Raw genomic sequence first — 22070 nt, forward strand, 5'->3', positions numbered from 1 at the left:
TGCCCTGCACCGACTATTTATTCGCCTTCTCATGTCGGCATCAGAATATTGTCATCGTCGTTCTTACCCCTGCGCAACTACATGAATAATAATGCAATTAAATACCGATGTTGTTAAATGCTATTAAAGCGATAGGCAGAGCCAGAAAAGCAGGAACGATAACCGGTGCTATACTGAATCTCGTAAATTACTGGGACATAACATCAAGAGGATATGAAATTATGAGTACCGCTAAATTGGTAAAAACAAAAGCGTCCAATCTGCTTTATACCCGCAACGATGTCTCCGACAGCGATAAGAAAGCAACGGTTGAGTTGCTGAATCGTCAGGTGATCCAGTTTATCGACCTGTCACTGATCACGAAGCAGGCCCACTGGAACATGCGCGGCGCTAACTTTATTGCTGTCCATGAGATGCTGGATGGCTTCCGTACAGCATTGACCGACCATCTCGACACCATGGCAGAGCGTGCCGTACAGCTGGGCGGTGTGGCGCTGGGGACCACGCAGGTCATTAATAGTAAAACGCCGTTGAAAAGCTATCCGCTGGACATCCATACCGTTCAGGATCACCTGAAAGAACTGGCAGACCGTTATGCTGTCGTCGCCAACGATGTGCGTAAAGCCATCAGCGAAGCGAAAGACGAAGATACCGCCGATATCTTTACCGCCGCTTCCCGCGATCTCGACAAATTCCTGTGGTTCATCGAATCCAACATAGAATAATCACATCATAAGCATTCCCTCTAATACCCTCGCCACGGCGGGGGTTTTGCACTTTTATGGTGCACCACATCGCCACCGCCCCGCTGTAAAGTAAAATATTTGTAATAATCACCTCACACAATCGTTAACGAAAGATTGTTTTATCAACGATCTTTGCGCTAAATAGGCAGACCGTTCGCGCACCCGTCGGATTGCACTAAATCAGTGCCCCAACATGGTGCAAAAAGCGAGTTTTGCTCCACTACCTGTGCAAAAGCGCGCAGTCTCCTCTTGTTAAAACAAGGGGTTGCAAAACTGGCACGATTTTTTCATTACACTTATCGTTCTCGCAGGGGATCGCCCCGTGGATAAAAAAGGAAATGCTATGAAGTCTGTATTAAAAGTTTCACTGGCAGCACTTGCCCTGGCTTTTGCGGTGTCCTCTCATGCCGCGGATAAGAAACTGGTTGTCGCAACTGACACCGCGTTCGTCCCGTTTGAATTCAAACAGGGCGACAAATACGTTGGCTTTGATGTGGACCTGTGGGCCGCCGTAGCAAAAGAACTGAAGCTGGATTATGAACTGAAACCGATGGATTTCAGCGGCATCATCCCGGCACTGCAAACCAAAAACGTTGACCTGGCGCTGGCGGGCATCACTATTACTGACGAGCGCAAAAAAGCGATCGATTTCTCTGACGGTTACTACAAAAGCGGCCTGTTAGTGATGGTGAAAACCAACAACAACGACGTAAAAAGCGTAAAAGATCTGGACGGTAAAGTGGTTGCGGTGAAGAGCGGTACTGGCTCCGTTGATTACGCCAAAGCCAACATTAAAACGAAAGATCTGCGCCAGTTCCCGAACATCGATAACGCCTACATGGAACTGGGTACCAACCGCGCAGATGCGGTTCTGCACGATACGCCGAACATCCTGTACTTCATCAAAACCGCAGGTAACGGCCAGTTCAAAGCGGTGGGTGAATCACTGGAAGCACAGCAGTACGGTATCGCATTCCCGAAAGGCAGCGACGAACTGCGCGAGAAAGTGAACGGCGCGCTGAAAACGCTGCGTGACAACGGTACCTATAACGAAATCTACAAAAAATGGTTCGGCTCAGAACCTAAATAATAAGACGTTTTGCCTTCAGATGTTGCCCGGGGGCGCTAAGCGTACCGGGCATTTGATTTTTTTCACCACGGTAACAGGAACTACATATGCAGTTTGACTGGAGTGCCATCTGGCCCGCCATTCCGATCCTGCTTCAGGGTGCCAAAATGACCCTGTGGATCTCCATCCTCGGTCTGGCTGGCGGGATCATCATTGGCTTGCTGGCGGGTTTAGCCCGTACCTATGGCGGCTGGATCGCCAATCACGTCTCTCTCGTCTTTATCGAAGTCATCCGTGGCACGCCGATCGTTGTCCAGGTGATGTACATCTATTTTGCCCTGCCGATGGCCTTCCCGGACTTGCGCATCGATACGTTTAGCGCCGCCGTTATCACGATCATGATTAACTCCGGCGCCTATATCGCGGAAATCACTCGTGGTTCGGTTCTGTCGATCCACAAAGGATTTAGCGAAGCCGGTCTGGCGCTGGGTCTATCCCGTCGCGAAACCATCCGTCATGTGATCATGCCGCTCGCGCTGCGCCGTATGCTGCCTTCGCTCGGTAACCAGTTAATCATCAGTATCAAAGATACGTCGCTGTTTATCGTCATCGGCGCGGCGGAACTGACCCGCAGCGGTCAGGAGATTATTGCCGGCAACTTCCGCGCCCTGGAAATCTGGACCGCGGTGGGGGTTATCTACCTCATCATTACGCAAGTCCTGAACATCGTGCTTCGTAGTCTGGAAAGAAGGATGAAAATCCTGTGATTGAATTTAAAAACGTCTCAAAGCATTTTGGCCCGACCCAGGTGCTGCATAACATTGATCTGAACATTAAGCAGGGCGAAGTGGTGGTGATTATCGGACCATCCGGTTCCGGTAAATCCACGCTGTTGCGCTGCATTAATAAACTCGAAGAGATTACCTCCGGTGATTTGATCGTCGATGGGCTGAAGGTCAATGACCCGAAGGTTGACGAGCGTCTGATCCGCCAGGAAGCGGGGATGGTGTTCCAGCAGTTCTATCTTTTCCCTCACCTGACCGCGCTGGAAAACGTCATGTTTGGCCCGTTGCGCGTTCGTGGGACGAAGAAAGACGCTGCCGAAAAGCAGGCAAAAGAACTGTTGGCGAAAGTGGGTCTGGCCGAGCGCGCTCACCACTACCCGTCTGAGCTTTCCGGCGGTCAGCAGCAGCGTGTGGCGATTGCTCGCGCCCTGGCGGTGAAGCCGAAGATGATGCTGTTTGATGAACCGACCTCTGCGCTCGATCCGGAACTGCGCCACGAAGTACTGAAAGTGATGCAGGATCTGGCGGAAGAAGGGATGACAATGGTCATCGTCACGCACGAAATCGGCTTTGCCGAGAAAGTCGCCTCACGCCTGATCTTCATCGACAAGGGCCGTATTGCCGAGGACGGTAATCCGCAAACCCTGATTGAAAACCCGCCAAGTCAGCGTCTGCAGGAGTTCTTGCAGCACGTTTCCTGACGGCCAGCCTCCCTTCCGCCAGGAGGGGAGGTTTCTCTACGACTCTTCCCATTTCGAATCGCCGCGCCTCCAGCCACTATACTTATCTCTTTGTTCTGTTTTCTCACTGGAGGAGTCATGCGGTGGATCCTGTTCATCCTCTTTTGCCTGCTGGGCGCACCAGCCCAGGCGGTAACCATTCCCGGCGTCACAACCGGCGCTGATGCTAACGCACAAACAACGCCTGCGCCCGAACCTGATATTGAGCAGAAGAAAGCGGCCTACGGGGCGCTGGCCGACGTACTGGAAAATGATACCTCGCGCAAAGAGTTGATTGACCAGTTGCGAACCGTTGCCGCCACGCCGCCGCCGGATCCGGTACCGAAAATCACCCCGCCGGTGGTCGTTGAAGAAAAAACGGTGCTGGAAAACGTCACCGATCTCAGCCGCCATTACGGCGAAGCGCTGTCTGGTCGCTTTGCCCAGCTCTACCGCAACATCACTGATGCGCCGCACAAACCCTTTAACAGCCAGACCTTCAAAAATGCCCTCAGTCACTTTCTGATGCTGGCCGCTGCGGTATTCGGCTTCTACTGGTTGATTCGTCTGTGTATGTTGCCGTTGTATCGAAAAATGGGTAACTGGGCGCGGAAAAAGAACCGCGAGCGTAGCAACTGGCTTCAGCTACCCGCAATGATCGTTGGCGCATTGATTATCGACCTGCTTTTGCTGGCGTTGACCCTGTTTGTCGGTCAGTTGTTAAGTGACAGACTGAACGCAGGCAGCCGCACCATCGCGTTTCAGCAAGGGCTGTTTCTGAACGCTTTTGCACTGATCGAATTTTTCAAAGCCATTCTGCGGCTGATCTTCTGTCCAAACGTGGCGGAACTGCGGCCCTTTACCATTCAGGATACCAGTGCCCGTTACTGGAACCGGCGACTGAGTTCGCTGAGCAGTCTGATTGGTTATGGTTTGATCGTCGCGGTTCCGATTATTTCCAATCAGGTGAACGTACAGGTCGGCGCGATGGCCAACGTGGTCATCATGCTGTGTATCACGCTGTGGGCGCTGTATCTGATCTTCCGTAACAAGAAAGAGATTACCCAACACCTGCTGAATCTGGCGGAACGATCGCTGGCCTTCTTCAGTCTGTTTATCCGCGCCTTTGCTCTGGTCTGGCACTGGCTGGCAAGCGCCTATTTTATCGTCCTGTTTTTCTTCTCCCTGTTTGACCCAGGCAACAGCCTGAAGTTTATGATGGGGGCGACGGTGCGCAGCCTGGCGATCATCGGTATTGCGGCTTTCGTTTCCGGGATGTTTACCCGCTGGATCGCCAAAACCATCACCCTCTCCCCACATACGCAGCGCAATTATCCCGAACTACAAAAGCGACTCAACGGCTGGCTTTCTACCGCGTTGAACGTGGCGCGGATCCTGACGGTGTGTGTCGCCATCATGCTGTTGCTGAACGCCTGGGGACTGTTTGATTTCTGGAACTGGCTGCACAACGGCGCCGGTGAGAAGACGGTCGATATTCTGATCCGCATCGTGCTGATTTTGTTCTTCTCCGCGGTAGGCTGGACGCTGCTTGCCAGCCTGATCGAAAACCGGCTGGCGTCCGATATTCATGGCCGCCCTCTCCCCAGCGCGCGTACCCGCACGCTGTTAACGCTGTTTCGTAACGCACTGGCGGTGATCATCAGCACGATCACCATCATGATCGTACTTTCGGAAATTGGCGTTAACATCGCCCCACTGCTGGCCGGTGCCGGGGCGCTGGGGCTGGCAATTTCCTTTGGTGCGCAAACGCTGGTGAAAGATATTATTACCGGGGTCTTTATTCAGTTTGAAAATGGCATGAATACGGGCGATCTGGTTACCATCGGGCCGTTAACCGGTACAGTAGAACGCATGTCGATTCGCTCTGTTGGCGTACGTCAGGACACCGGGGCGTACCATATTATTCCGTGGTCATCGATCACCACCTTCGCCAACTTTGTCCGCGGCATTGGCTCGGTGGTCGCCAATTACGATGTGGATCGTCATGAAGATGCCGATAAGGCCAATCAGGCGCTGAAAGAGGCGGTCGCGGCGGTAATGGAAAGCGAGGACGTTCGTGGGCTGATTATTGGTGAGCCGTCGTTTGCCGGGATTGTCGGATTGTCCAACACGGCATTTACGCTGCGGGTATCGTTTACCACGCTGCCGCTGAAGCAGTGGACGGTTCGCTTCGCGCTGGACAGCCAGGTGAAAAAACATTTCGACCTGGCGGGCGTTCGTCCACCGGTGCAGACCTGGCAGATTCTGCCCGCCGCGCCAACGACACCGACAGCGACAACCGCACCGGCGTCGCTGCCACCTGGCGAGCCGACGCTCTAGCGTTTACGCGTGCTAAAACGGCGGCGCTGGTCGTCGTCCATAAAGGTCCAGGCGATAAAGCGGCTTTGCTTTTGCCCCTGGGCCATCTCTTTTTTCACCACCTTGACCGCCCCCACGTCAGTCAGCGCGCGATAGAGTGGCGGCAGGTTTTCGCCGCGTGACACCAGCGTGGTAAACCACATGACCTGGCGGCCAAAAGGCTGGCTTTCGGCAATCATCGTTTTGATGAACGCGACTTCCCCCCCTTCACACCACAGCTCCTGCTGCTGACCGCCGAAGTTCAGCGCATCATCTTTGCTCTGTCCGAGGTTGCGGCGTTTGCGCTCGCTTCCAGCACGAGCAGAGGCGGCGGAGTCGTGGAACGGCGGATTGCACAGCGTCGCGTCATATTGCTCATTTTTATGAATAATACCGTTAAAGATAGCCGCTGGAGTTTTCTGTCGACGCAGGCGAATGGCGCGCGTCAGCCCTGGATTGGCGCTGATAATGGCCTGCGCGCTGGCTAACGCCTGCTCATGCGTCTCACTGCCCGTGAAACGCCAGCCATACTCATGCACGCCGATCAGCGGATAAATACAGTTCGCGCCCACGCCAACATCAAGGATTGTGGCCTGAGTCGGCACACTTCCCGTTGTCTCGGCAAGCAGATCGGCCAGATGGTGGAGGTAATCTGCACGCCCTGGCACCGGCGGACACAGGAATCCTTCTGGAATATCCCAGTTTGCCACCCCATAGAAGTGCGCCAGCAGCGCCTTATTCAACGCCTTTACCGCCAGCGGATTGGCAAAATCAACGCTTTGCTCGCCCGCAGGGGTCAGGACGAGATACTGCGCCAGCTCAGGCGTGCCTTTGCAGAGCGTGGCAAGATCGTAGCGACTGTGATGACGGTTGCGCGGGTGCAAGCCTGGTTTCTGGGGGGACATAGCATTCTCCTTTTAACAGCGGCGTAAGATACCCGCATAACGCAACGCGGTAAACCGGGTTGATGAGAAACAGCCGCTTCACGGCAGCGTATCTGCGCGCGAAACGGGGCGAAGCGGCGCAAATCGCCCAAATATCAATGATATGTATGTCATTGATTTGTCAACATACGTCAATATTTTTCGTTCAAATTTTAAGCAGATCATCATCAATTTTTTACGCCATTCCTGCCGCACTGACGACCTAAACTTATCTGGCACTACACGTTGTTTCACTGAGGAGAGCATCATGAAAAAATGCCTCGCATTACTCGTCGCCACCACGCTTGCAGGTGTGGCATTCGCGGCGTCTGCAGCACAACCTCTCAGCAGTCCCGATACCGGCCAGCTACGTGCGTCAGGTACCGTCTCTGCCACTGGCGCAACCAACCTGAGTGACCTGGAGGATAAACTGGCGGAAAAAGCGCAAGAGCAAGGCGCGAAAGGCTTTGTGGTTAATTCCGCAGGCGGTAAGAACCAGATGTATGGTACAGCCACCATTTACAAGTAACCTTCCCCACCACCTGCCCGATAGCGACGCCGCTTATCGGGCATTGCCCCTTGACTGAGCAATTTTTGACTCCATCTTGACTATAATAACCTCGTTATAAAGCGTGAGGAGAACCGTGCTATGGCCTCTGGTTGGGCAAATGATGACGCTGTGAACGAACAGATCAACAGTACAATTGAAGATGCTGTCGCGCGTGCAAGAGGTGAAATTCCGCGCGGTGATAGCCTGTATGAATGCGAAGAATGTGGCGATCCGATCCCGGAAGCCCGCCGACAGGCGGTGCCTGGTGTAAGATTGTGCCTTAACTGCCAACAGGAGAAAGATTCACAGAATTCGTCCTATACGGGATATAATCGCAGAGGATCAAAAGACAGCCAGCTACGTTGACCTATACTTACACAGATATAAAGAACATGCCGTTTCGCTTACGCTCACGTTAAATTGCTCTCTGCGTAGCAAAATGTGCCGTTCTTCTCTCAACTGTAAAGTGAACTGCGAAGAACCGTAAATTCATCTCGTGAATTAATTAATAATCAATAAGTTATTTGTCATTCAATTTTTTTGATGAATGTTGTCAATTCTCTTCGATTTTATCTCTCGAAAAAAAGCGTGATACTCATCACATCGACGGAACATCGTCTTCCTTAATAAATAACCTGCGAGAGATTAACAATGAAAACTATCAAATATGCTGTTGCCGCTGTTGCCCTGTCTACTCTGTCTTTTGGCGTTTTCGCAGCCGAACCTGTTACGGCTGCTCAGGCGCAAAGCATGAATAAAATCGGTGTGGTTTCTGCAGAAGGCGCAACCACGCTGGACGGCCTGGAAGCAAAACTGGCTGAGAAAGCCGCTGCTGCCGGCGCAAGCGGTTACAGCATCACCTCTGCCAACAACAACAACAAAATGAGCGGTACTGCTGTTATCTACAAATAAGGTTTACCCCGTCTGCTGCCAACAGACACCCTGCTCCAACCCTCATTGAACCTGAATTACCCTTGTTTGCCCGTCCGCCACTGGACGGGCTTTTTTTTATCTGTGGCGCTAAAAACTGTCGTTTACTCGCGCCAGTCCTTCCTCGAGTGTCGCCACCTCACCCGTTGCCACCAGACAACAGGCCATCTGGATTTTCAACGATGCCGGTACCGGCTCGCTTCCTGCCAGGCAGCGCTCAATCCAGCGCGCGGTCGTCTCAGGATCCTTTGCCGCAGGCAGCGGTACAGGTTCGTCGGGCATTTCACTTTGTCGGCTCTGTAACACCCGGGTGCCGGTGCTATCAATCAGGCTAATCTGCGGGCAGCGTTGTGGATTGGCGTACACCTCACCTTCGGTTCCGTGCATCAACAGCCCACGGCCACCAATATCACTGAAGAATTTCGCTACGCGCGGCACATATTCCGGATGCGACACGCTGGCAAGACGCAGCGCAGCGTCTTCGGCAAACGGCGTCGCCAGCTTCGCCAGCGTATGCGCGCTGTTGCGCACGCCCAGTCGCCAGCGCATTGCCAGCTGTTTTTCCAGCGGTGGGCAGAGCGAACTTACCGGAATAAAGACCGGCTGATGTCCATCCAGTTTCGCCTGTGCCTGCCCGGCATGACGCGTCGGGGCAATCCCCATCAGCTCGAAAATGGTCTCCGTCAGCACGCGGGTCGGATCTTCGCTCACCCCATGTACGACCACTGGAAAACCCAGTTTGTGCAATAAAATCGCCAGCAGCGGCGTCAGGTTCGCCTGTTTGCGCGCGCCGTTATAGCTGGGGATAACAATCGGCATCGGCTTCGCAACCGGCGGGGTAAGCTTAATGGAATGGTTTTGCATCGCCTCATAAAAGCCCAGCATTTCGGCTTCCCCTTCCCCTTTGATGCGCAACGCAATCAGCACGCCGCCCATTTCCAGTTCCGGCACGTCGCCGTTGAGCATGTGGGTATAAAGCCCTCGCGCGGTATCCTGGTCCAGATCGCGGGCGTGGTTTTTCCCCCGGCCGATCTCTTTAATTATTTTGCGGTAATCCATCGAAAACTCCTTGCCTCACACTCACGTTATTTACGCCGACGGCGCGTGGGTTTCGCTTTTTCTTTTGCCTTAACGATAACGTCTGGCACAGCGGGTCGCTCTATGGGAAAAACAGGTAATGCATCCAGTAAACGCTTGCCATAATTTTTGGTCAACAGACGCTTATCATAAATCACCACTTCTCCCCAGCACCCGTGGCTACGGATCAAGCGCCCCACCTGCTGGATAAGATTAAACGAGGCGGCGGGCAAACTCTGCACTTCGAACGGATAGCGATTGAGACTTTTAAGCCACTCGCCTTCGGTGATCACCACCGGGCTGTCGATGGGGGGAAAAGCAATTTTGTGGATATGCACCTGACTGAGTAAATCGCCTTTCAGATCCAGACCTTCGGCGAAAGATTGCAGCCCAACCAGTACGCTGCGCTCGCCGTTTTCTACCCGCTTACGGTGCAGTTCCACCAGCCGGTAGCGCGGCTGATCACCCTGGACCAACAGCAACAGGCGCAGATCGGTGACGTATTCCAGAAAGCGCTGCATCGCTCGCCCACTGGCAAACAGCACCAGCATGCCGGAATGCTTTTTACTTTCCAGTTGTTCGCGGAAATAGGCAGCCATCTCCGCAATATGCTGCTCTTCGTTGTCGATCAGCGGCTCATAGCGCATCTGCGGAATAATAATTTTGCCCTGCTCGACATGGTTAAACGGCGAATCGAGCGCGACGAAGCGGTCTCCGGCTTTTTGCTTCAGGCCGCTCATCTCCTGCAGACGCGAAAAGCTGTTAAGTGAACGCAGCGTGGCGGAGGTGACGATAATATGCGGCACACTGCGCCAGAGTAACCGCTCCAGTTGATCGCTCACGCGGATCCCTACGCAGTGAAACCAGACATGGGGTTGTCCGTCACGCACCTCGCGTGTCGTCCATTTCGACACCGGTGCGCCGGATGACTGGGCCAGCGAGGCCAGCCGCCACAGTTTGCTCTGCGCTTCAAACATCCCCAGCGCACGGTTCATCTGCAAAATAGCCCGGTGCAAACGTACAACATCATGGCTGCCGGTTTTCTCGCTAAGATCGTTCAAAAACAGCTCTGCCAGACCGCGCAGCGTTTCGGTGAGCTTCGCCAGACGCTGGCAAATCTCCATCACTTCATCCGGCAGTTCCCCCATCGCAAAGCGATGTTCCGCTTCCTGCCCGGCTGGCATGTAAAGACTGAGAATGTTATTAAGTGACGCGATAAGTTCATACAGCTCTTCGCAATGGGCGTTCAGACGCTCCGGATTCGCCAGCGGCGGCGTGGTTTTGGGGCGAAACTGCTCCATGCAGGTCGCCACCAGTTTGCAAAACAGATCCAGTTGCAGGCGATACCAGGGGGCGGTAATTTCCGCACTCATTTCCAGCGCATCGCGGGCGACATCCGGCAGGTGATGGCCTTCATCGAGCACCAGCAGCAGGTTTTTCGGGTCCGGTAACACCGCTTCGCTTTCCATCGCCGCCATCACCAGCGCATGGTTTGCCACCACCACTTCCGCTTCCTGAATCTCGCGACGGGCTACAAAAAACGGGCACTCGCGGTAGTAGTGGCAGTTGCGGTTCAGGCAACTGGCTTTATCGGTACTCAGTCGTCGCCAGAGATCGTCGTCAATGGCAATATCCGTATGATCGCGCAGGCCGTCCCACTTGTAGCTGTCGAGGTCGCCTTTCAGCTTTGCGCAGCGCTTCTGCTCTTCCTGATTATTCGGCGTGAGTTCATCGTCAAGAAAGGCGAGCAGATCCTGCTGCGTCGGTTCGGTACTGGCCAGCGCCGTCAGATTTCGCGGACACACATAGCGCCCGCGACCAAATGCAGCGGTAAAGCGAAGATCGGGAATGATTTTGCGCAGTAGCGGCAGATCTTTATTGTAGATCTGATCCTGCAACGCCACGTTGGCGGTACTGACCACCAGCGTTTTTTGCTCTTCCCGCGCAATGGCAATGCCGGGAATGAGATAGGACAGGGTTTTCCCCACTCCGGTAGGAGCCTCAATCGCCAGATGACGCCCTTCTTCTCCGGTCAGCGTTTTTGCGACATCGGCAATCATCTGCCGCTGCGGCGCACGGGGGATAAAGTCGGGGATCTGTTCCTGAAGCGCCTTATACCAGGCGGCGATTTGCGCTTTAAGCGCAGCGGTTAATGCCATGAGAAAACCTGAAACACTGTATAAACAGCCACTATTGTGGCACATTTCAGGCCTGGAACGTATCTTTTTTGCCGCTTCTGGAAGGCGCTTCGCAACCTGGAGACGAAGTGCCGGATGGCGGCTTACGCCTTATCCGGCCTACGGCTATATACCAATCTGTGCGCGTAGGCCTGATAAGCGCAGCGCCATCAGGCAACTGCGTTGTGACTTAATAGTAACCCAGCAGCTTCCACCACAGCATGCCCACCGCGAAAATGATAATGACGTTGAAGGTCACCACGCACAGGTTGATTCGGTAAAACCGTGGTCGCTCGAAATAGCCTTGCGCAAAGTAGATAGGACCGGGTCCGCCGCCGTACTCGGTGTTCCCCCACATCAGGTTACTGAAGATACCGAAGCAGATAGCCACCATCATCGGCGGTGCGCCGGCAGCAATCGCCGTGGCGGCAAATGGCGCGTACAGCGCGGCAACGTGCCCCGTGGCGGTAGCAAACAGGTAGTGGACGTAGATATACAAGACACCGAGCACGATGAAGGCTTCCATCGCACCGAACCCCTGAATCCCGCCACCCAGCTTCACCGTCATCCATTTGATGAATCCCAGATCAGCCAGACCCGTCGCCAGGCTGATGATCACGCTGAACCAGATCACCGTATCCCACGCCGCATGGTCATTGAGGAGACTTTTCCAACTGACCGCTCCGGTCGCAAACAGATAAGCGGCCAGCCCCAACCCAACCGACGTCGCAGAGAGGCCGGTTATCAGACTGGTTCCCCAGCCCACCAGCGCCAGCACAAAGCCTATGGCTACTTTTTTCTCATTACTGCTCATGCCGCCCAGTTCGCTCAGCGACTGTTTGCCCATCGCTTTGGCTTCCGGAGTCTGTTTCAGTTCCGGATCCAGCAGCTTGTAGACCAGCAGCGGCATCAGGCAAAAACAGACCATCGCCGGAACGACGGCGGAAATAAACCAGCCACCCCAGGTGATCTCCAGACCCAGCGTGGATTTTGCCAGGCTTGCCACCAACGGGTTCGCCGCCATCCCCGTTAAAAATATCGCCCCGGTGATCGGCGTGAACTGAAAGCAGACCATCGTTAAGAAATCGCCAATCCGCTTACCGGTCGCGCCGGGCGCCGAACCGAGCACGTCATTGATTGAGCGGGCGATCGGGAAAATAATCCCGCCGGAACGCGCCGTTACGGAAGGCATCGCCGGGGCCATAATCAGGTCGGAAACGCCAAGCGAATAGGCGATCCCCAGGCTACTGCCACCAAACAGCGACAGCATTTTATAGGCAATGCGTTTCCCCAGCCCGGAGGTGACAAACCCCAGCGAAAGCACGTAGGCGCAGAAAATCAGCCATACCGTGCCAGAGGCAAAGCCCGACAGCGCCTTTGCCTCGGTCAACGTTTTGCTAAAGATGACCACGCAAAGCGCAATCAGCATGACCGCCCCCGAAGGGAGCGGCTGGGTCAGGATTGCCGCAATAGTGGCGGCAAAAATCGCAAACATATGCCAGGCCGCCGGCGTTAACCCTTCAGGGACGGGAATAAACCAAATGACGGCACCGATCACCAGCGGGATCAGAAATGAGAGAAGTTTCTTTCCCGCGACAGAATTTGTAGACATAGCCATATCCTTATTCCGTTAGCACGAGAACGTTCATTTCCGTGACTGATATTTGGCCAGCACCTGATCGACCATCTCAGGCGCCATTCCCAGATAATTTGCCGGATCGGTCAGTTGGTTAATCAGTTGCGGATCCAGTCGTTGTGCGACGGTCGGCATGGCATTCAGTACATCGGCCAGATGACCGCCCTGCTCATTGACGATGCGACAGGCGTCATACACCACATCGTGAGCATCCTGACGACCGATGTACGGAGCCAGCCCCATCATCACGGCTTCGGCCACAATCAATCCATTGGTCATTCCCAGATTGCGCGTCATCGCGGCTTCATCGACCTCCAGTCCTGCCAGCATAAAGTTGGCCTGATGCAGCGCCCCTGCGCTCAGGACGAAACTTTCCGGGATCGCAATCCATTCCGCGTGCCACGGTCCGGTGGCGCGCTCCAGATCCTGAACCATCGCATCCAGCATCAATCCGGCCTGTTGGCGAACGCCTTTCGCGCAGGCCAGCATCAGCTCACTGGAGATAGGGTTACGTTTTTGCGGCATCGTGCTGCTGGCGCCACGTCCTTTTACGAACGGTTCATACAGTTCACCAAACTCGTTCGACGCCATCAGCATCACGTCATAAGCAATTTTTCCTAGCGAACCGGTGATGACCGCCAGCAAATTTACCGCTTCGGCGAAGCCGTCGCGCGCTACGTGCCAGGTGGAGGTCGGGACATTGAGACCTAACTCTTCCATCAGCGCTTTTTGTACCGGCAATCCTTTGTCGCCCAGCGATGCCAGCGTTCCGGCAGCCCCGGCAAATTCACCGACCAGTACACGCGGACGCGCCTGTTGCAGTCGTTCGGCGTGGCGTTCGAACATGTCCAGCCAGATGGCGGCTTTATAACCGAAGGTCACCGGCAGCGCCTGCTGTAAATGGGTGCGACCGGCCATCGGTGTATCCCGATAGCGCAGCGCCAGATCTGCCAGCGTTGCGCGCAACCGGTTCATATCCGCCTCGATCAGTTCAAAGGCGTCACGGATTTGCAGTACCACCGCCGTGTCCATAATGTCCTGCGTCGTCGCCCCCCAGTGCACATAGCCGCCAGACTCTCCGGCCTGCTTTGAAATCTGGTGCACAAGCGGCAGGATCGGATAACCGACGATTTCCGTCTCATGGCGCAGCAAATCGAAATCCAGCGTATCGGCATTGCACTTCTCGGCGATCTCTTTAGCTGCTGCTTCCGGAATCACTCCGCAACGCGCCTGCGCTTTGGCGAGCGCTACCTCCACTTCGACATACTTGCGAATGAGTTCGTAGTCATCAAACACCGCGCGCATTGCCGGTGTACCAAAAGAATCTCTAAATAAAACAGAATCCATTACATTCGAAGCCATAAATCCCCCGGTTCAATCTGATAATGATAAGATGAGTGTCTGACCCGGTTTACAACACAACCGGGATAACAAAAATGTCCGAACATATACAAATGTCCGTACATTTAGAATGTACGGACATTTATAATAATCATGACGAATGTATGGAATAGCCCGTACCCATTTTTGTGACTGTGATCATTAATTATTTGACGAAATTGCGATGAAAGAATCTCTGTACAAACGGATAGCCCGTGAACTGGCCCATCAAATCTCGACGGGAACTTACCCGCCCGGTTCACTGTTTCCGACAGAAATGGAACTGTGCGAAACCTGGCAAGTAAGCCGTCACACCATGCGCGAAGCGCTGCGGGAATTAACGGAACAGGGGTTGATTTCGCGACGTAAAGGCGCAGGCACGCGTGTATGTGAACCGCAGGCGAGCGGGGTTAACCATCCGCTGTCGCATCTGGAAGATCTGCTGCTGTTGGCGAAAAACAACCTGCGGGTGATTAAAAAGATCGATGAGATTGTGGCGGATATTGAGCTTTCCCAGCTGATAGATTGCCCGCCCGGTTCACGCTGGCTGCATATCGCCAGTATTCGCGAGGATGCGCAAAACCCGGATGCGCCTATTTGCTGGACGGACAGTTACGCCAGCACCGATTATTCCAGGCTGCGCGCGTTTATCCGCGACGATCCGCACTCGCTGATTAGCGATCTGATCGAAACGCACTACGGAATTAAGAGTCACGAAGTGCATCAGACGATCACCGCCGTTGGCGTACCGAAGAAAATCGCGAAGATACTGAATGTCGAGCCCGACTCTCCGGGGATGCGCATCGTACGACGCTATCGGGATCGTGACGGAAAAGTGTTCGAGACCACGATTTCGATTCACCCGGCGGGAAGATATACCTGTTCTATTGTGTTGAAATCGCAGAATTCGGGGGAGTGAGGGGGGTTGTATTCGCTTTGCGAAGCATATGCCACCTCTGGGACGGGTACCGTTCACCTCATGTCCGCAGCTAGTCTGGTGCACCAGCACCAGTGAACGGGTTAAGGAGGCTCGTCGCCGCCTCCTTAACAATCCAGGCTCCCGACAGGAAAATTGTCGCTTCGCGATGCCCTCCGCTTATTCCTCCAGGCTACCGGGACGGGCGCGACTCAGCGTCCCTGCTTCGCACGCCCTGAACCCGCATCCTTGCGGGTTCCCCGGCCTTACGGAAACGCGTCGGAAATTTTCAGTCGGACCCATCCACACCTGACCACCTGAGCGGTTTACTTTTTACAGCGAAATGAATTTACCTGAAAGGCTGAGAATCGAAGCGATGCCGTTGGTCCGGCGTGAAAATCGATGAGCCGTTGACGGCTGACCGGGTCCGCCCGCAGGGAAGCGGGCGGAGGGGACGGCCTGCAGGGATGCAGGCTCGGCCCCGACCCGACAGGCAGACGACATAAGGCGAATGGACCACGAAGTGGCGATTTTCCCGGCCGGGAGCCAGGGTTGCAAGGGAGGCGGCGGTGAGCCTCCCTTGCACGTTCACGTGTACTGCGGTTTCAGAGAACCACTGAATATAGAGTGAACGTAACATTTCTCAGAGTATCAGGTTCCCCTGCCTCCTTACTGTACTGGCGTAATTCTGCGTGGACGACGCGGCGGACGCGGCTTTTCGCCTGCCGGTTTCGCATCGCCTGTGCGGCGTGAAGGTTTAGCGCCGACTTTCGACGCGCCACCGTCCTGACGACGCGGCTGCTGAGCGCGACTCGCGCCCTGCCCTTGTCCCTGACCACGGCCTCGACCGCCGCCGCCACCGCTACGCTGCTGGCGACCATTCTGGATCGGCTCAGCTTTAATCGATGGGTCCGGCTCGTAGCCCGGCGTAGTAATACGCGGGATCTCTTTTTTCAGCAGTTTTTCAATGTCACGCAGCAGTTTGTGTTCATCAACACAAACCAGCGACAGCGCTTCCCCCGTCGCCGCAGCACGACCGGTACGACCGATACGGTGCACATAATCTTCCGGAACGTTCGGCAGCTCGTAGTTCACCACGTGCGGCAGCTCTTCGATATCCAGACCGCGCGCTGCAATGTCAGTCGCCACCAGCACGCGGATATCGCCTGATTTAAAATCCGCCAGCGCACGGGTACGCGCTCCCTGGCTCTTGTTACCGTGGATCGCTGCGCTGCGGATACCATCTTTGTTGAGCTGTTCCGCCAGGTGATTGGCGCCGTGTTTGGTGCGGGTAAAGACCAGCACCTGCTGCCAGTTGCCCTGACCGATCATCTGCGACAACAGTTCGCGCTTGCGTTTCTTATCGACAAAATGGACGTGCTGCGTCACCTGCTCAGACGCCGTGTTGCGACGCGCCACTTCAATTTCCAGCGGGTTATGCAACAGCTTTTCAGCCAGCGCTTTGATCTCATCAGAGAACGTCGCGGAAAACAGCAGGTTCTGACGTTTCGCCGGCAGTTTCGCTAACACCCGGCGAATATCGTGAATAAAGCCCATATCCAGCATACGGTCCGCTTCATCCAGTACCAGAATCTCAATCTGGTCCAGCTTCACCGCGTTCTGGTGTTCCAGGTCCAGCAAGCGGCCCGGCGTTGCCACCAGCACATCGACGCCGCCACGCAGTTTCATCATCTGCGGGTTAATACTCACGCCACCAAAAACCACCAGCGAACGAATGTTCAGATACTTGCTGTAATCACGGACGTTTTCACCAATCTGCGCCGCCAGTTCACGCGTCGGCGTCAGGATCAGCGCCCGCACCGGGCGACGTGCCTTGCCGTGCGGCTGTTTGGTAATAAGGTGCTGTAACAGCGGCAGCGTAAAGCCCGCCGTTTTACCGGTACCGGTCTGCGCACTCGCCATCAGGTCGAGACCTTCCAGCACGGCGGGGATCGCCTGTTGCTGAATAGGGGTAGGTTCACGGTAACCCTGCTCGGCAATGGCGCGCAGAATATCAGGATTTAAACCCAGGGAATCAAAAGACATAACTACTCCGAACCGCCCCGACCGTTCCCGGTGTCGTTTTCAGGGAGATGCATACAATTTGGGAATGACAAAAACCACAATGTCATGAAGAGGCGGAGTGTAGCAGTTTTTGTGACACACCGCATAAATTATCCCTGTCACTGGAAAAGACAAAATAAACGACCAGACTGGACAAGGAGAATATTCAGTCATAATCTTAATCAATCGATTGATTAAGAATTAGGTCGCGTGATGAATACGCCCACCATGACCACGAAAGGTGAACAGGCCAAAAGCCAGCTGATTGCCGCCGCACTGGCACAGTTTGGCGAGTATGGTCTGCACGCCACCACCCGCGACATTGCCGCGCAGGCCGGGCAAAATATTGCCGCCATTACCTACTATTTTGGCTCAAAAGAGGATTTATACCTCGCCTGCGCCCAGTGGATTGCCGATTTTATTGGCGGGCAGTTTCGGCCGCACGCGGAAGAAGCCGAACGCTTATTCGCCGAGCCCCACCCCGACCGTGCGGCCATGCGCGAGCTGATTCTGCGCGCCTGCAAAAACATGATCATGCTGTTGACCCAGGATGACACCGTCAATCTGAGCAAATTTATCTCGCGTGAACAGCTCTCCCCTACCGCGGCCTATCAACGGGTGCACGAGCAGGTTATTGAGCCGCTGCACAGTCATCTGACCCGTCTTATCGCCGCGTATACCGGCTGCGACGCCAGCGATACGCGCATGATTCTGCATACCCACGCGCTGCTCGGCGAAGTGCTGGCATTCCGTCTCGGTAAAGAAACCATTTTGTTACGTACCGGCTGGTCGCAGTTTGATGAAGAAAAAACCGCACTGATTACGCAGACCGTGACCTGTCATATCGATCTTATTCTGCAAGGGTTATCGCAAAGGAGTCTGGACTGATGAAAAAACCTGTCGTTATCGGGCTGGTGATTGCGGCACTGCTCGCCGTGATTGCCGGTGGCACATGGTGGTATCAAAGTCGACAGGATAACGGGCTGACGCTCTACGGCAACGTGGACATCCGTACCGTTAACCTCAGCTTTCGCGTCGGTGGCAGACTCGCATCGCTGGCGGTGGATGAAGGAGATGCCATTAAAACGGGACAGGTGCTGGGCGAACTGGATCATGCTCCCTATGAGAACGCCCTGATGCAGGCAAAAGCGGGCGTTTCCGTCGCCCAGGCCCAGTACGATTTGATGCTGGCGGGCTATCGTCAGGAAGAGATCGCCCAGGCTGCGGCAGCGGTGAAACAGGCCCAGGCAGCCTATGATTACGCGCAGAATTTCTACAACCGCCAGCAGGGATTGTGGAAAAGTCGCACCATTTCCGCTAACGATCTGGAAAACGCCCGTTCTTCCCGCGACCAGGCGCTGGCCACGTTGAAATCCGCGCAGGACAAACTGAGTCAGTACCGTTCCGGTAATCGCGAACAGGATATCGCCCAGGCGAAAGCCAGCCTTGAACAGGCGCAGGCACAGCTGACACAGGCGGAACTCGACCTCCATGACACCACGCTTGTCGCTCCGTCGAACGGCACGCTGTTAACCCGTGCGGTCGAACCTGGCAGCATGCTCAGCGCAGGAGGCACCGTGCTGACGCTCTCCCTCACCCGACCGGTCTGGGTGCGCGCCTACGTCGACGAACGTCATCTCTCTCAGGCACAGCCGGGACGCGAAATCCTGCTGTACACCGATGGACGTCCCGACAAGCCTTACCACGGTAAAATCGGTTTTGTCTCTCCGACGGCAGAGTTCACTCCGAAAACGGTAGAGACGCCAGACCTGCGTACCGATCTGGTTTACCGTCTGCGCATTGTGGTCACCGATGCCGACGACGCCCTGCGCCAGGGTATGCCGGTGACGGTAAAGTTCGGCAACGAGGCTGGACATGAATGACGCCGTCATCACGCTAAGCGGGCTGACTAAGCGTTTTGCCGGACTGGAAAAACCGGCGGTCGCCCCACTCGACTGTACGATTCACGCCGGGTATGTAACCGGTCTGGTGGGACCGGATGGCGCCGGGAAAACCACGCTGATGCGAATGTTGGCGGGCTTGCTGAAGCCGGATGGCGGCAGCGCGACGGTGATTGGCTTTGATCCGATCAAAAACGACAGCGCACTGCACGCCGTGCTCGGTTACATGCCGCAGAAATTCGGTCTGTATGAGGATCTCACCGTGATGGAGAACCTCAACCTGTACGCGGATTTACGCAGCGTGACGGGCGAGGTACGAGAAAAAACCTTTGCCCGCCTGCTGGAGTTTACCTCGCTCGGCCCGTTTACCGGGCGTCTGGCGGGAAAACTGTCCGGCGGGATGAAACAGAAGCTGGGGCTGGCCTGTACGCTGGTCGGCGAACCTAAAGTGCTGCTGCTGGATGAACCTGGCGTCGGCGTTGATCCGATTTCACGTCGCGAACTGTGGCAGATGGTACACGAACTGGCGGGCGACGGGATGCTGATCCTGTGGAGCACCTCCTATCTGGATGAAGCCGAACAGTGTCGGGACGTGCTGCTGATGAACGAAGGCGAACTGCTGTATCAGGGGGAGCCGACCCAACTGACGCAAACCATGGCGGGACGTAGTTTTTTGATGCACAGCCCGCAGGAAAACAACCGTAAACTGCTCCAGCGGGCGTTAAAACTGCCGCAGGTCAGCGACGGTATGATCCAGGGGAAATCGGTGCGTCTGATCCTGAAAAAAGAGGCCACGGCGGACGACATTCGCCATGCCAACGGCATGCCAGAGATCGACATCAGCGAGACGGCGCCACGCTTCGAAGACGCGTTTATCGATCTGCTGGGCGGTGCCGCGACCTCTGAATCACCGCTGGGCGCCATTCTGCATACCGTAGAGGGAACGCCGGGAGAAACAGTAATTGAAGCGAAAGCGCTGACCAAGAAATTTGGCGACTTCGCCGCCACCGATCACGTTGATTTTGCCGTCCAGCGCGGTGAAATTTTCGGCCTGCTGGGCCCCAACGGCGCGGGCAAATCCACGACCTTTAAAATGATGTGCGGCCTGTTAGTACCCACATCCGGAAAAGCGCTGGTGCTGGATATGGATCTGAAGGTCAGCTCCGGCAAAGCACGCCAGCATCTGGGCTATATGGCGCAAAAATTCTCGCTCTACGGCAACCTGACGGTGGAGCAAAACCTGCGCTTTTTCTCCGGCGTTTATGGCCTGCGGGGACGCGCGCAGAACGAGAAAATTGCCCGTATGAGCGAGGCGTTTGGCCTGAAGAGTATCGCTTCGCATGCTACCGACGAACTGCCGCTGGGCTTTAAGCAACGGCTGGCGCTGGCCTGTTCGCTGATGCATGAACCGGACATCCTGTTTCTCGATGAACCCACTTCAGGCGTCGATCCCCTCACCCGCCGCGAGTTCTGGCTGCATATCAACAGCATGGTGGAAAAAGGCGTGACGGTGATGGTGACCACGCACTTTATGGACGAAGCGGAATATTGCGACCGTATCGGTCTGGTCTATCGCGGAAAATTGATTGCCAGCGGCACGCCGGACGATCTGAAAGCGCAGGCCGCCGATGACGACACACCGGACCCGACCATGGAGCAGGCTTTTATCCGGCTGATTAACGACTGGGATAAGGAGCATGCCAATGCGTAACCGCCTTCTCTCCTGGCGTCGCGTACGGGCGCTGTGCGTCAAAGAGACGCGGCAGATCGTCCGTGATCCCAGTAGCTGGCTGATCGCCGTGGTGATCCCATTGCTGCTGCTATTTATTTTTGGCTACGGCATTAACCTTGACTCCAGCAAGCTGCGGGTGGGGATCCTGCTTGAGCAGCAAAGCGAAGAGGCGCTGGACTTTACCCATGCGATGACCGGCTCGCCGTACATCGACGCCACCATTAGCGATAATCGCCAGGCGCTGATTGAAAAGATGCAGGCCGGACGTATTCGCGGCCTGGTGGTGATTCCGGTCGATTTCGCCCAGCAGATGGCGCGCGCCAACGACACCGCGCCCATTCAGGTCATCACCGACGGCAGTGAACCCAATACCGCCAACTTCGTGCAGGGCTATGTGGAAGGGATCTGGCAAATCTGGCAGATGCAACGGGCGGAAGATCGCGGGGAAACGTTTGAACCACTGATTGAGGTGCAGACCCGCTACTGGTTTAATCCGGCGGCAATCAGCCAGCATTTTATTATCCCTGGCGCGGTGACCATCATCATGACGGTAATCGGCGCAATCCTCACCTCACTGGTGGTGGCGCGTGAATGGGAACGCGGGACCATGGAAGCGTTGCTCTCCACGGAAGTGACGCGCGCCGAGCTGCTGCTGTGCAAGCTCATCCCCTACTACTTCCTCGGCATGCTGGCGATGCTGCTGTGTATGCTGGTATCGGTGTTTATTCTCGGCGTCCCGTATCGCGGATCGCTGCTGCTGCTGTTTTTCATCACCAGCCTTTTTTTGCTCAGTACACTGGGGATGGGACTGCTGATCTCTACCATCACCCGCAACCAGTTTAATGCCGCCCAGGTGGCGCTTAACGCCGCCTTTTTGCCGTCGATTATGCTGTCAGGTTTTATCTTCCAGATAGACAGTATGCCTGCGGTGATCCGTGCGGTGACCTACATTATTCCGGCACGCTACTTCGTCAGTACCCTGCAAAGCCTGTTTCTCGCCGGTAATATTCCGGTGGTGCTGATTGTCAACGTGCTGTTTTTGGTAGCCTCGGCGGTGATGTTTATTGGTCTGACATGGATAAAAACCAAACGTCGGCTGGATTGATG

At 55.2% G+C, this 22070-nt stretch carries 19 protein-coding genes; 13 read left to right on the forward strand and 6 right to left on the reverse strand.

All coding sequences use genetic code 11. From position 1 onward, the window contains the following. Window positions 1-221 precede the first annotated feature (221 nt). The 5 genes from dps to ybiO all read left to right on the forward strand — a co-directional run bounded on the left by dps (window position 222) and on the right by ybiO (window position 5659). On the forward strand, window positions 222-725 hold the full coding sequence (gene dps / locus WM46_RS10405; RefSeq protein WP_042320427.1) for a DNA starvation/stationary phase protection protein Dps: 504 nt from the start codon (window positions 222-224) through the stop codon (window positions 723-725). A gap of 364 nt (window positions 726-1089) precedes the next feature. Then, on the forward strand, window positions 1090-1836 hold the full coding sequence (gene glnH, locus WM46_RS10410) for a glutamine ABC transporter substrate-binding protein GlnH (protein WP_046477724.1): 747 nt from the start codon (window positions 1090-1092) through the stop codon (window positions 1834-1836). A gap of 86 nt (window positions 1837-1922) precedes the next feature. Then, window positions 1923-2582: a glutamine ABC transporter permease GlnP gene (gene glnP / locus WM46_RS10415; RefSeq protein ID WP_043001274.1), complete on the forward strand. Its 660-nt coding sequence runs from the start codon at window positions 1923-1925 to the stop codon at window positions 2580-2582. After that, a complete protein-coding gene (gene glnQ / locus WM46_RS10420; protein WP_061076945.1) occupies window positions 2579-3301 on the forward strand; it encodes a glutamine ABC transporter ATP-binding protein GlnQ in 723 nt (240 codons plus the stop codon). The genes glnP and glnQ overlap by 4 nt, the downstream gene beginning before the upstream one ends. Window positions 3302-3418: 117 nt before the next feature. Continuing rightward, the gene (gene ybiO / locus WM46_RS10425; RefSeq protein ID WP_102602203.1) at window positions 3419-5659 is read left to right on the forward strand and encodes a mechanosensitive channel protein; all 2241 of its coding nucleotides are present in this window, start codon (window positions 3419-3421) and stop codon (window positions 5657-5659) included. Here the strand turns inward: ybiO and rlmF are convergent. Next, on the reverse strand, window positions 5656-6582 hold the full coding sequence (gene rlmF / locus WM46_RS10430; RefSeq protein WP_102602204.1) for a 23S rRNA (adenine(1618)-N(6))-methyltransferase RlmF: 927 nt from the start codon (window positions 6580-6582) through the stop codon (window positions 5656-5658). The two genes, ybiO and rlmF, sit on opposite strands and share 4 nt — an antisense overlap. Window positions 6583-6868: 286 nt before the next feature. Here rlmF and mcbA point away from each other — a divergent pair, with 286 nt between their 5' ends. From mcbA to ybiJ, 3 genes are all read left to right on the forward strand, one after another. Beyond that, on the forward strand, window positions 6869-7129 hold the full coding sequence (gene mcbA, locus WM46_RS10435) for a DUF1471 family periplasmic protein McbA (RefSeq protein WP_061076942.1): 261 nt from the start codon (window positions 6869-6871) through the stop codon (window positions 7127-7129). Between the two features lie 120 nt (window positions 7130-7249). Beyond that, the gene (locus tag WM46_RS10440; RefSeq protein WP_043001279.1) at window positions 7250-7516 is read left to right on the forward strand and encodes a DksA/TraR family C4-type zinc finger protein; all 267 of its coding nucleotides are present in this window, start codon (window positions 7250-7252) and stop codon (window positions 7514-7516) included. 285 nt (window positions 7517-7801) lie between these two features. Next, on the forward strand, window positions 7802-8062 hold the full coding sequence (ybiJ, locus tag WM46_RS10450; protein WP_043001280.1) for a DUF1471 family protein YbiJ: 261 nt from the start codon (window positions 7802-7804) through the stop codon (window positions 8060-8062). Window positions 8063-8170: 108 nt separating this feature from the next. Here ybiJ and ybiB read toward each other — a convergent pair whose 3' ends face one another. The 4 genes from ybiB to pcaB form a co-directional block, all read right to left on the reverse strand. After that, complete coding sequence (gene ybiB / locus WM46_RS10455; RefSeq protein WP_102602206.1) at window positions 8171-9139, reverse strand: DNA-binding protein YbiB; 969 nt, start codon at window positions 9137-9139, stop codon at window positions 8171-8173. Window positions 9140-9165: 26 nt separating this feature from the next. Continuing rightward, window positions 9166-11316, reverse strand: coding sequence for an ATP-dependent DNA helicase DinG (dinG, locus tag WM46_RS10460; protein ID WP_102602207.1), 2151 nt, complete (start codon window positions 11314-11316; stop codon window positions 9166-9168). 208 nt (window positions 11317-11524) lie between these two features. After that, on the reverse strand, window positions 11525-12946 hold the full coding sequence (locus WM46_RS10465; protein WP_102602208.1) for a DASS family sodium-coupled anion symporter: 1422 nt from the start codon (window positions 12944-12946) through the stop codon (window positions 11525-11527). A 33-nt stretch (window positions 12947-12979) separates the two neighbouring features. After that, window positions 12980-14332, reverse strand: a complete 1353-nt coding sequence (gene pcaB, locus WM46_RS10470) for a 3-carboxy-cis,cis-muconate cycloisomerase (protein ID WP_102602209.1) — start codon at window positions 14330-14332, stop codon at window positions 12980-12982. 202 nt (window positions 14333-14534) lie between these two features. Between pcaB and WM46_RS10475 the strand changes: the two genes are divergently transcribed. Next, window positions 14535-15269 (forward strand): GntR family transcriptional regulator, encoded by a 735-nt coding sequence (locus WM46_RS10475; protein ID WP_043001287.1) that lies wholly within the window; start codon window positions 14535-14537, stop codon window positions 15267-15269. 666 nt (window positions 15270-15935) lie between these two features. Here WM46_RS10475 and rhlE read toward each other — a convergent pair. Next, complete coding sequence (gene rhlE, locus WM46_RS10485; RefSeq protein ID WP_102602210.1) at window positions 15936-17312, reverse strand: ATP-dependent RNA helicase RhlE; 1377 nt, start codon at window positions 17310-17312, stop codon at window positions 15936-15938. 231 nt (window positions 17313-17543) lie between these two features. Here rhlE and cecR point away from each other — a divergent pair, with 231 nt between their 5' ends. Genes cecR through WM46_RS10505 form a run of 4 tightly spaced genes read left to right on the forward strand, consistent with a single transcriptional unit; the run spans window position 17544 to window position 22068 of the window. After that, window positions 17544-18218, forward strand: a complete 675-nt coding sequence (cecR, locus tag WM46_RS10490) for a transcriptional regulator CecR (protein WP_061076936.1) — start codon at window positions 17544-17546, stop codon at window positions 18216-18218. After that, complete coding sequence (hlyD, locus tag WM46_RS10495) at window positions 18218-19213, forward strand: secretion protein HlyD (protein WP_102602211.1); 996 nt, start codon at window positions 18218-18220, stop codon at window positions 19211-19213. The genes cecR and hlyD overlap by 1 nt, the downstream gene beginning before the upstream one ends. After that, window positions 19206-20942 (forward strand): ATP-binding cassette domain-containing protein, encoded by a 1737-nt coding sequence (locus WM46_RS10500; protein WP_102602212.1) that lies wholly within the window; start codon window positions 19206-19208, stop codon window positions 20940-20942. The genes hlyD and WM46_RS10500 overlap by 8 nt, the downstream gene beginning before the upstream one ends. Next, window positions 20935-22068, forward strand: a complete 1134-nt coding sequence (locus WM46_RS10505; protein ID WP_102602213.1) for an ABC transporter permease — start codon at window positions 20935-20937, stop codon at window positions 22066-22068. Before WM46_RS10500 ends, WM46_RS10505 begins: the two co-directional genes overlap by 8 nt. The last annotated feature ends 2 nt before the right edge of the window (window positions 22069-22070 follow it).

The sequence above is a fragment of the Citrobacter freundii complex sp. CFNIH2 genome (assembly GCF_002880615.1).
Lineage (GTDB): Bacteria > Pseudomonadota > Gammaproteobacteria > Enterobacterales > Enterobacteriaceae > Citrobacter_A > Citrobacter_A amalonaticus_F.